The sequence below is a fragment of the Streptomyces sp. NPDC055632 genome (assembly GCF_053618675.1).
The window spans coordinates 25,063-33,845 of the sequence record NZ_JBSHHY010000055.1 but is presented as its reverse complement, the minus strand read 5'-3'; the positions used below and the strand labels follow the sequence as shown (position 1 = coordinate 33,845).

8 protein-coding genes are annotated in these 8,783 nt (G+C 75.2%); 3 read left to right on the top strand and 5 right to left on the bottom strand.

Translation table 11 applies throughout. The features are described 5' to 3' along the window. Window positions 1-58 precede the first annotated feature (58 nt). On the bottom strand, window positions 59-787 hold the full coding sequence (locus ACWGSR_RS35350) for a hypothetical protein (protein WP_376242505.1): 729 nt from the start codon (window positions 785-787) through the stop codon (window positions 59-61). A gap of 472 nt (window positions 788-1,259) precedes the next feature. Here ACWGSR_RS35350 and ACWGSR_RS35345 point away from each other — a divergent pair, with 472 nt between their 5' ends. Then, complete coding sequence (locus tag ACWGSR_RS35345; protein ID WP_376242507.1) at window positions 1,260-1,922, top strand: class F sortase; 663 nt, start codon at window positions 1,260-1,262, stop codon at window positions 1,920-1,922. Between the two features lie 63 nt (window positions 1,923-1,985). Here ACWGSR_RS35345 and ACWGSR_RS35340 read toward each other — a convergent pair whose 3' ends face one another. Continuing rightward, window positions 1,986-2,852, bottom strand: coding sequence for a polysaccharide deacetylase family protein (locus ACWGSR_RS35340; protein WP_453573064.1), 867 nt, complete (start codon window positions 2,850-2,852; stop codon window positions 1,986-1,988). A gap of 129 nt (window positions 2,853-2,981) precedes the next feature. Then, window positions 2,982-4,217 (bottom strand): CapA family protein, encoded by a 1,236-nt coding sequence (locus ACWGSR_RS35335; RefSeq protein ID WP_453573062.1) that lies wholly within the window; start codon window positions 4,215-4,217, stop codon window positions 2,982-2,984. Window positions 4,218-4,475: 258 nt separating this feature from the next. Here ACWGSR_RS35335 and ACWGSR_RS35330 point away from each other — a divergent pair, with 258 nt between their 5' ends. Both ACWGSR_RS35330 and ACWGSR_RS35325 read left to right on the top strand, forming a co-directional pair. Further along, window positions 4,476-5,021 carry a sigma-70 family RNA polymerase sigma factor gene (locus ACWGSR_RS35330; protein ID WP_366378555.1) on the top strand — a complete coding sequence of 182 codons (546 nt, stop codon included), beginning with the start codon at window positions 4,476-4,478 and terminating at the stop codon, window positions 5,019-5,021. A gap of 222 nt (window positions 5,022-5,243) precedes the next feature. Further along, window positions 5,244-5,735, top strand: coding sequence for a hypothetical protein (locus ACWGSR_RS35325; RefSeq protein ID WP_376242513.1), 492 nt, complete (start codon window positions 5,244-5,246; stop codon window positions 5,733-5,735). Window positions 5,736-5,755: 20 nt separating this feature from the next. Here ACWGSR_RS35325 and ACWGSR_RS35320 read toward each other — a convergent pair whose 3' ends face one another. Continuing rightward, window positions 5,756-6,964: a histidine kinase gene (locus tag ACWGSR_RS35320; protein WP_453573059.1), complete on the bottom strand. Its 1,209-nt coding sequence runs from the start codon at window positions 6,962-6,964 to the stop codon at window positions 5,756-5,758. Further along, complete coding sequence (locus ACWGSR_RS35315) at window positions 6,961-8,781, bottom strand: sodium/solute symporter (RefSeq protein ID WP_376242517.1); 1,821 nt, start codon at window positions 8,779-8,781, stop codon at window positions 6,961-6,963. Before ACWGSR_RS35315 ends, ACWGSR_RS35320 begins: the two co-directional genes overlap by 4 nt. Window positions 8,782-8,783: the final 2 nt, after the last annotated feature.

Here is an 8,783-nt window from a genome sequence, read left to right as displayed (position 1 = left end):
GTCCTGACGAGGACCCGGGGGCGACGGGCGCGGTGGGCCGACCGGGAGGTTCGGCCGGTCAGATCCCCGCGCCGGTCACACGGCGACGGCGGGCGACGAAGAGGCCGCCGCCGAGCGCGGCCGCGGCGACGAGGCTGCCGCCGATGGCCATCTCGGTGGAGCTGGGAGCCAGCGAGCCGCCGAGGCCGCCCTGCGCGCCGCGGCCCGGGAGGACCCGGAACGACTGCGTGACGACGGAGGAGTTGCCGTTGCAGCGGACGGCCAGGTTGTAGTTGCCCGGGGTGGCGTGGTTGTAGACGCGGGCGACGGCGGTGGAGACGCCGTTGTTGTTGCCCGAGAGGGTGGTCTCCGGGAAGGCGTTGGACGTGACGGTGCCGCCGCGGTTGCAGCCCCGCGCGGTGATCGTCAGCGTCGAACCGGGGTGGACGTCGAAGGGGTTGACGGTGACGTTGCTGGGGCCGTTGTTGTTGCCGTTGCCGCCGCCCTGGCCACCGTTGTTGCCGTTGCCGCCGCCCTGACCGCCGTTGTTGCCGTTCCCACCGCCCTGACCGCCATTGTTGCCGTTCCCACCACCCTGACCACCGTTGTTGTTGCCGTTCCCACCACCCTGACCACCGTTGTTGTTGCCGTTCCCGCCGCCCTGACCGCCGTTCTGGCCGTCGTTCGAGCCGTTCGAGCCACCGTGCAGGACGTTGCCCGGGCTGTTGGTGGCGGCGGCGAGGGGGGCCGCGAGGCCGACCGCCGCGATCGCGGTGGCGGTCACCGCCAGAGTGCGTGCAGCACGCATGGTTGAACCTCCAGTGGAAGACGCCCCAAAGCGGTGCTCCGGGAGTTTCGACGAGTACGCCTTCCATGACGAACCATCACCATTCGTGACGGAGCACGCATGTCGGCACTGGTCCACTCCGGTGAGGCGACACGCCGGGGCGGAGGGAGTCGGACGTACCGTACGCGCAGGTCAGAAGCTTCCAGGTCGCTTATCTGACGATTACTCGGATGGCTCAGCCCGGCGTCACCCGCCGGGCGGCCGTCCCTCACCCGCCCGGCGGCGACCCGTCCTTCGTCCGCCCGACGGTCCTCCGCCCTCCGCGCGCCGTCCGGCCGCGGCCCTCCGGGAGTCCGCCGTCCCGCGCCACGGGAGAGGAGCCGCACCGCGCCCCGGCACACGTCCGGAGGCGTGCCCCACCCGTTCGGACCGCCCGGCGCGACGGACCGGGGAACCGCCCTTACCGTTCTGACGACGCCACGAAGGGAGAACCATGCCCCCGAAGGACTTCCGCGTCTCCGAGCGCAGGAGACTCCAACCCTGGGGTGTCCTGGCCCTCGCCATGCTGTCCGGGCTCGCGATGATGCGCAACGGCGTGGACGTCGTCTCCGGGCCGCCGCAACCCGCCGCGGCGGCCCGGCCGGCGGCGCTCCCGACCGCCCCGGCGGCCCCCTCCTCGGCCACCGGTCTGGAGCCGCTGCCCTTCGCCCCGGCCTCCCGGATCAAGATCCCGGCGATCCGGGTCGCGGCCCCGATCATGGACGTGGGCCTGGACGCGGACGGCTGGGTGGCGGCGCCCCCGCCCCAGGACGCCAACCTCGCCGGCTGGTACCAGAACGGCATCTCCCCCGGCCAGCGGGGGACCGCGGTCGTCGTCGGCCACGTCGACAACACCCAGGGCCCGGCGGTCTTCTACGGCCTCGGCTCCCTGGAGAAGGGCCAGCACGTCGAGGTCGAGCGGTACGACGGCCGGGTGGCGGTCTTCGAGATCTACGGCGTCGAGGTGTACGCGAAGGACAACTTCCCCGGCGTGCACGTCTACGCCGACACGGGCGCGCCGGAGCTGCGGGTCATCACCTGCGGCGGCGGGTACACGCGCGCGCGGGGGTACGACGGGAACGTCGTCGTCTACGCCCGGATGGTCGGCTCCCGCTGACCCGGCGTCACCGGAGGAGGGCCCGGCACCACAGGTGCCGGGCCCTCCTCGCCGCGCGGGCGGTCAGCGCCGGGGAACGGTGATGTGGTACCCGGCGTCGAGGAGTTCGGGCAGGTAGCGGCGGAGCGCGGCCACGCTCTGGGAGCGGTCGCCGCCCGCGTCGTGGTTGAGGACGACGACGCCGGGGGCCGCGCCGTCGAGGACGCGGCGGACGATGGAGTCGGTGCCGGGCTCCTTCCAGTCGAGGGTGTCGACGGTCCAGGCGAGCGGTTCCATGCCGAGTTCGGCGCCGATCTCGAAGGAGTGCCGGTTCCAGGCCCCGTAGGGGGCGCGGTACCAGAGCGGGGCCGTGCCGAGGGCCCGCTCGACGACCTCGCTGGTGGAGCCCAGCTCGTCGCGGATGAGGGAGGGCCGCAGCCTGGGGATCAGGGGGTGCGACCAGGAGTGGTTGCCGACGACGTGCCCCTCCGCGGCCATCCGCCGCAGCAGGTCCTGGTTCTCGACGGCCATCTCGCCGCAGACGAAGAACATCGCGCGGCAGTCGTGGCGGCGCAGGGTGTCGAGGATGCCGGGGGTGTAGCGGGGGTCGGGGCCGTCGTCGAAGGTCAGCACCATCGAACGGCCGGCGCCGGCCACGCTGAGGAAGGGCCGCTGCCGTACGGGCGGCAGCGCACGCCGGTACGCCGGGGGCGCATAGGCGGTCATCGGCCGGAGGCGGTACGCGTTCGGGTTCAGCCGGACGGTCTCCGCCCCCGGTCCGGCGGCCGGGCCCGCGGCCCCCGGGGCCGCCCCGGGTCCCGGGGTGTGCCGGGGCGCGGCGCCGGTGGCCCGGTCGGGCGCGGTGAGCCGGTCCGCGGCGAAGACTCCGACGGTGGCGGTGGCGCCGAGCGCGGCGGCGAGGCGCAGCACCGCTCGGCGCCCGCCAGTCATCTGATCCTTTTTCATGACTAATGGTTCGTACGGATGAGGGCCCGCGCGGCCCACCGACACCGGCCGCCCGCCCGAAAACACCCGTTGGGCGGATGGCTCCGAAAGGTGGCCGAAGCCCCCTCCCGCGTACTACTTGCCCATCACGAGGCCGTCCTCGGCGGCGCCCCGGCCGAGGATTACCCGCCGGATCGTGTCGCGGATCGCGGCCAGGCGCGGGTCCCCGCCGGTGGCGGCGCCGAGGTTGACCACCCGGCCGCGCCCGGTGTCGAACCACTGGGGGACGAACTCGGCCCTGGTGACCTCCCAGCGCCCGCCGGGGGTCCGGGGCGGGGCGAAGGCGAAGCGGCCGATGCTGCCCTGGTTGCCGCGCGGGTCGTGGACGCCCTGGTGGTTGATCATGTCGCCGGCGATCTGGTCGCCCATCCCGTAGACCACCCAGGTGCCGTTGACCTTCTCGTAGGCCTGCGGGACGTGGGCGTGGGTGCCGAGGATCAGGTCGACGTCCGGGCGGCCGCCGGTCCGCGAGGCGGTCAGCGTCCGGGCGAGGGAGAGCTGCCGCTCGTCCGGCTCGGTCTGCCACTCGGTGCCCCAGTGGACGCTGACCACGACCACGTCGGCACCGGCCGCGCGGGCCGCGCGCGCGTCGGCGACCACCTGCCGCTCGTCGAGCAGGTCGACCGCCCAGGGCCGCCCCTCGGGGAGCGGGCGGCCGTTGGTGTCGTAGGTGTAGGCGAGCTGGGCGACGGTGGCGCCGCCCGCCTTCATCAGGGTGGGCCGGGCCGCCTCCTCGGCGGTGCGGGCCGATCCGGCGTGGCGGATGCCGGCCGCGTCGAGGACGTCGAGGGTCCGGCCGAGGCCCGCGGCGCCGTCGTCGAGGGTGTGGTTGGAGGCGGTGGAGCAGGAGTCGTACCCGGTCTCCTTGAGTCCGGCGGCGACCTCGGGCGGGGATTTGAAGGCGGGATAGCCGGTGTAGGGCCCGCCCTTCTTCCCGTACACGGTCTCCATGTGGCAGATGGCGAGGTCGGCGCCGGAGACGACGGACTTCACCCCGGCGAGCATGGGGCGGAAGTCGTAGCCGCCGCCGGCGGCGGAGTCCCCGGCCGCCTTGCGGATGACGGAGTCGTGCGGGAGGACGTCCCCGGAGGCCACGAGGGTGAATCCGGCGGGAGCGGAGGCCGCGCCGGGGGCGGCGGAGGGGCCGGTGGGCCGCCCGGCGGCTCCCGGGGCGGTGGCCTTCGGGGTGGCGTCGCCCGCGGCCGGACCGCTCCCGCCGTTCCCGCCGCTTCCGCCGATGCAGCCGGTCGCCGCCGCGAGCAGGACGGTGGCGAGCGCCGCCACCCCCGCGGGCCTGGTGCGTGAGGTCATGTGCGGCACTCCACCCGGATCGTATGACGAGCATCTGTTCCGATGAACAGATATCGCGCAGAAGCCGCAGTCAAGGGTCGAGGCCGTACGGAGACACGAACCCCACCGAAACGGACGCGGCGACTCCGTACGACCGTTCGCCGTACCATTCGCCGCTCGGTGCGACCGTTCGTCGCAGACCGCTGTCCGTTCCCTGTCCCCCGCCGTCCGGATGCGTTCGTATACGGGCCGACGACGAGCGCGGGAGAGGTGGGCAGCATGACGACGGCGACGACCGACGAACGGACCCTGGAGGAGTTGCAGCGGGACCACGGCCCCGCGCTGCTCTCCTTCCTGCTCGGCCTCACCTACGGGGACCGGCAGCGGGCCGAGGACCTCGTGCAGGAGACCCTCGTACGGGCCTGGCAGCACCCGGAGGCCTTCGACGGCCCCTACGCCTCCATGCGCCCCTGGCTCTTCACCGTGGCCCGCCGCCTCGCCATCGACGCGCGCCGCTCGCGCCTCGCCCGGCCCGCCGAGGTCGGCGACGGCGTCCTGGCCGTGACGCCCGACCCCGCCGACGCCACCGCGTCCGCCGACGCCGCGCTCGACGTGCGGGCGGCCGTCCGGGAGCTGAGCCCCGAGCACCGGGCGGTGCTCGTCCGGCTCTACTTCCACGGCCTCACCGTCAACGAGGCCGCCGTGGAGCTCGGCATCCCCGCCGGAACCGTCAAGTCCCGCTCCCACTACGCCCTGCGGCAGCTCGGCCGGTCGCTGCCCGGCTACCGGCCGCGCCGGAGCCTCGCGTCGGCGTCGGGACGCTGATCCCGGCCCCGGTCCGCCCCCGGCGCCCCTCGCGTCACCTCCGGCGACCGGAATCCCACCCGTACCGATCCGGCCGGAGAACGTATCCGAAACCGCGCGGGCGAGTTGAGCAAAGCGGGACCCGCGGGCGCCCCGTACGGAGGAGGCTCTCCCCGGGCCCCGTTGTCCGGGCCCCTCACACGGCCCCTCACGCGCGGTCATGTCCGGGAGAAGGTGGGAGCGTTGCTGCCCGAGAGCACGAACGGCGCCGGCGGCACGAGCGGCGGCGGCCTCGCCGTCCCGATGTCCTGGCTGTGCGCCGAGTACCTGGCCGACGAGGTGCTGCGGGCCGCCGCGCTCGTGGCGCCCGGCTCGCTGGAGTACCGGGCCGGCCTCCAGGCCCTGGCCCTCACCGTCCACCTCACGGAGGACCCGGACCGCCCGCCCGCCGGCCGGATCGACGAGTGGCTGCGGCACACGGCGTACGACCGCCCCTGGCCGCCCTGGGTCGAGGAGCGGCTCGCCGGGCGGCGGGCGGGCGGCGGCGAGGGGCCCGACCTGGCGCTCGCGGAGACCGCGTGGCGGCGGCTGCGGGACACCTGGATCCGGGCCGACGACCTCGACGGCCGGACGGACCCCGGTCCGGGGTGCCCGGCCGACGGGGCCGAGCAGGTCTGGCTGCCCGCCTGGAAGCTGGGCCTGCCGCTCGCGCACCTCTCGCTCCACCTGCGCTGACCGGGGCGCCCGGCCGGGGCTCACGGGGCCGAGGGGTGCACCCCGGGGCGGTACTTGGGAACCCGCACCGTCACCTTCATCCCGGCGCCGACGCCCGTCTCGATGACGAGGCCGTACTCCGTCCCGTACACCTGGCGCAGCCGCTCGTCCACGTTGGAGAGGCCGATGCCGGCGCCCGCCGGGTGCTCCCCGCGCAGGACGGCGCGCAGCAGCTCCGGATCCATGCCGATGCCGTCGTCCTCGACGGTCACCACGGCCTCGGCGCCCGCGTCCCGGGCGGCGATGACGACCCGGCAGCCCTTCTCGCGGTCTTGGAGGCCGTGCTTGACCGCGTTCTCCACCAGCGGCTGGAGGCAGAGGAACGGCAGGGTCACCGGCAGCACCTCGGGCGCTATCCGGAGGGTCACCTTCAGCCGGTCGCCGAAACGCGCCCCGGCGAGCGCGAGGTACTGCTCGACGGAGCGCAGTTCGTCGGCGAGCTGGGCGAACTCGCCGTGCCTGCGGAAGGAGTAGCGGGTGAAGTCCGCGAACTCCAGAAGGAGTTCCCTGGCCCGCTCGGGATCGGTGCGGACGAACGAGGCGATGGCGGCGAGGGAGTTGAAGATGAAGTGCGGGGAGATCTGGGCGCGCAGGGCCTTGATCTCGGCCTCCACCATCCGGGTGCGCGAGCGGTCGAGCTCGGCCAGTTCGAGCTGGACGGAGACCCAGCGGGCCACCTCGGTCGCGGCCCGCACCAGGACGGCCGACTCCCGCGAGCCGTAGGCGACGAGCGCGCCGAGGACCCCGTCCTCGCCGGTCAGCGGGGCGATCACCGCCCAGCGCAGCGGGCAGGCCGGGTCGGCGCAGCCGGAGTCGGCGGAGCGGCTGCGGCCGGTCTCCAGGGTCTCGGCGGCCTGGGCGGGGACGTGCGCGCGGTGGTGGTCCTCGCCGGGCCCGTCCCAGGCGAGGACCGCGCCCCGGTCGGTGAGGCAGAGCGCCTCGGTGCCGAGCAGCGAGCGGAGCGTGCGGGCGGCCCGGCGGGCGGTCTCCTCGGTGAGCCCGGCGCGCAGCGGGGGCGCGGCGAGCGAGGCGGTGTGCAGGGTGTGGAAGGTGGCCCGCTCGACGGGCGTGCCGAGGTCGGGGTCGGCGTCCCGGCCCCCGCGCCGGGCGGCGAACCGGCCCAGGACGAAGCCCGCGGCGAGCAGCACGGCCCCGGCGGCGGCCGCGGCGGCGAGGGCGATGCCGCTCATCGGCGTGCTCCGGGGCGCGAGTCGGGGCGGGCGTCCCGACGGGCCCCTGGAAGGGAGTCCGGGCGGGTCTCGGTGCGGGGCTCCGGGCGGTTCTCCTGGGCGGGTGCGGCGGCCCCGGTGATCTCCTCCGGGAGGTGGAGGCGGGCGAGGAGCGCCGGGGTGCCGGGCGGGATCCGGCGGGGGGTGGCGAGGGAGACGAGGACCATGGTGAGGAAGCCGAGCGGGACCGACCAGACGGCGGGCCAGGCCATCAGGGTGTGCGGCCAGCCGCCGGGCGCGAGTCCGGCGCGGGTGGCCATGACGGCGGCGAGGGCCGAGCCGCCGCCGAGCAGGAGCCCGGCCATCGCGCCGGGCGGGGTGAGCCGCCGCCACCAGATCCCGAGGACGAGCAGCGGGCAGAAGGAGGAGGCGGAGACCGCGAAGGCGAGGCCGACGGCGTCGGCGACCGGCACCTTGGAGGCGACCACCCCGACGCCGAGCGGGACGGCGGTGGCGAGCAGGGTCGCGAGCCGGAAGTGCCGGACGCCCCGGGAGGGCAGCACGTCCTGGGTGAGGACCCCGGCGACGGACATGGTGAGCCCGGAGGCGGTGGAGAGGAAGGCGGCGAAGGCGCCGCCCGCGAGGAGCGCCCCGAGCAGGTCGCCGGGGAGCCCGCCGAGGATCCGGTCGGGCAGGACGAGGACGGCGGCGTCGGCGGAGCCGGTGAGGGCGAGTTCGGGGGCGTAGATCCGGCCGAGGAAGCCGTAGAGCGGCGGCAGGAGGTAGAAGGCGCCGACGAGTCCGAGGACGACGAGGGTGGTGCGGCGGGCGGCGCGGCCGTGCGGGCTGGTGTAGAAGCGGACGGCGACGTGCGGCAGGCCCATGGTGCCGAGGAAGGTCGCGAGGATCAGTCCGTACGTGGCGTAGAGCTGGTGTCCGTCGCGTCCCCCGGCCAGCGGCTGGGACCAGCCGAGGGGGTCGGCGCCGCCGGCCACCCGTTCGGGGAGGTCCGCGCCCGGCGCGAAGGCGAGCGTGGTGCCGCCGAGGACGTGGTGGGTGCCGGGGCCGAGGGTGACGGACCGTCCGGTGTACGGGACGGAGTCGACGCGGCCGGTGACGGTGACGGTCAGCGGGGCGTCGAGCCCGATCCGTACCGTGTCGGCGACCCGGACGACGGTGTGGCCGCGCAGCACGGCGGGGGCGTCGAAGCGGGCGCGGGGCGCCCCGTCCCCGTACCAGGCGGCGAGCAGGAAGAGGGCGGGGACGAGCAGGGCGGTCAGCTTGAGCCAGTACTGGAAGGCCTGGACGAAGGTGATGCTGCGCATGCCGCCCGCCGCGACGGTGCCGGTGACGACGAGGGCGACGAGCAGGCCACCGACCCAGTCGGGGGCGCCGGTGAGGATCTCCAGGGTGAGTCCGGCGCCCTGGAGCTGCGGCAGCAGGTACAGCCAGCCGATGCCGACGACGAAGAGGCTGGCGAGCCGCCGGGCCCGCCGGGATTCGAGGCGGGCCTCGGCGAAGTCGGAGAGCGTGTACGCGCCGGAGCGGCGCAGCGGGGCGGCGACGAGGACGAGCAGGACGAGGTAGCCGGCGGTGTAGCCGACCGGGTACCAGAGCATGGCGGGGCCCTGGACGAGGACGAGTCCGGCGATGCCGAGGAAGGAGGCGGCGGAGAGGTACTCGCCGCTGATGGCGGCGGCGTTGAGGCCCGGCCGGACGGTCCGCGAGGCGACGTAGAAGTCGGAGGTGGTGCGGGAGATCCGCAGGCCGAGGGCGCCGATGAGGACGGTGGCGAGGACGACGGCGGTGACGGCGACGACCGCGTGGGCCTGGTTCATGC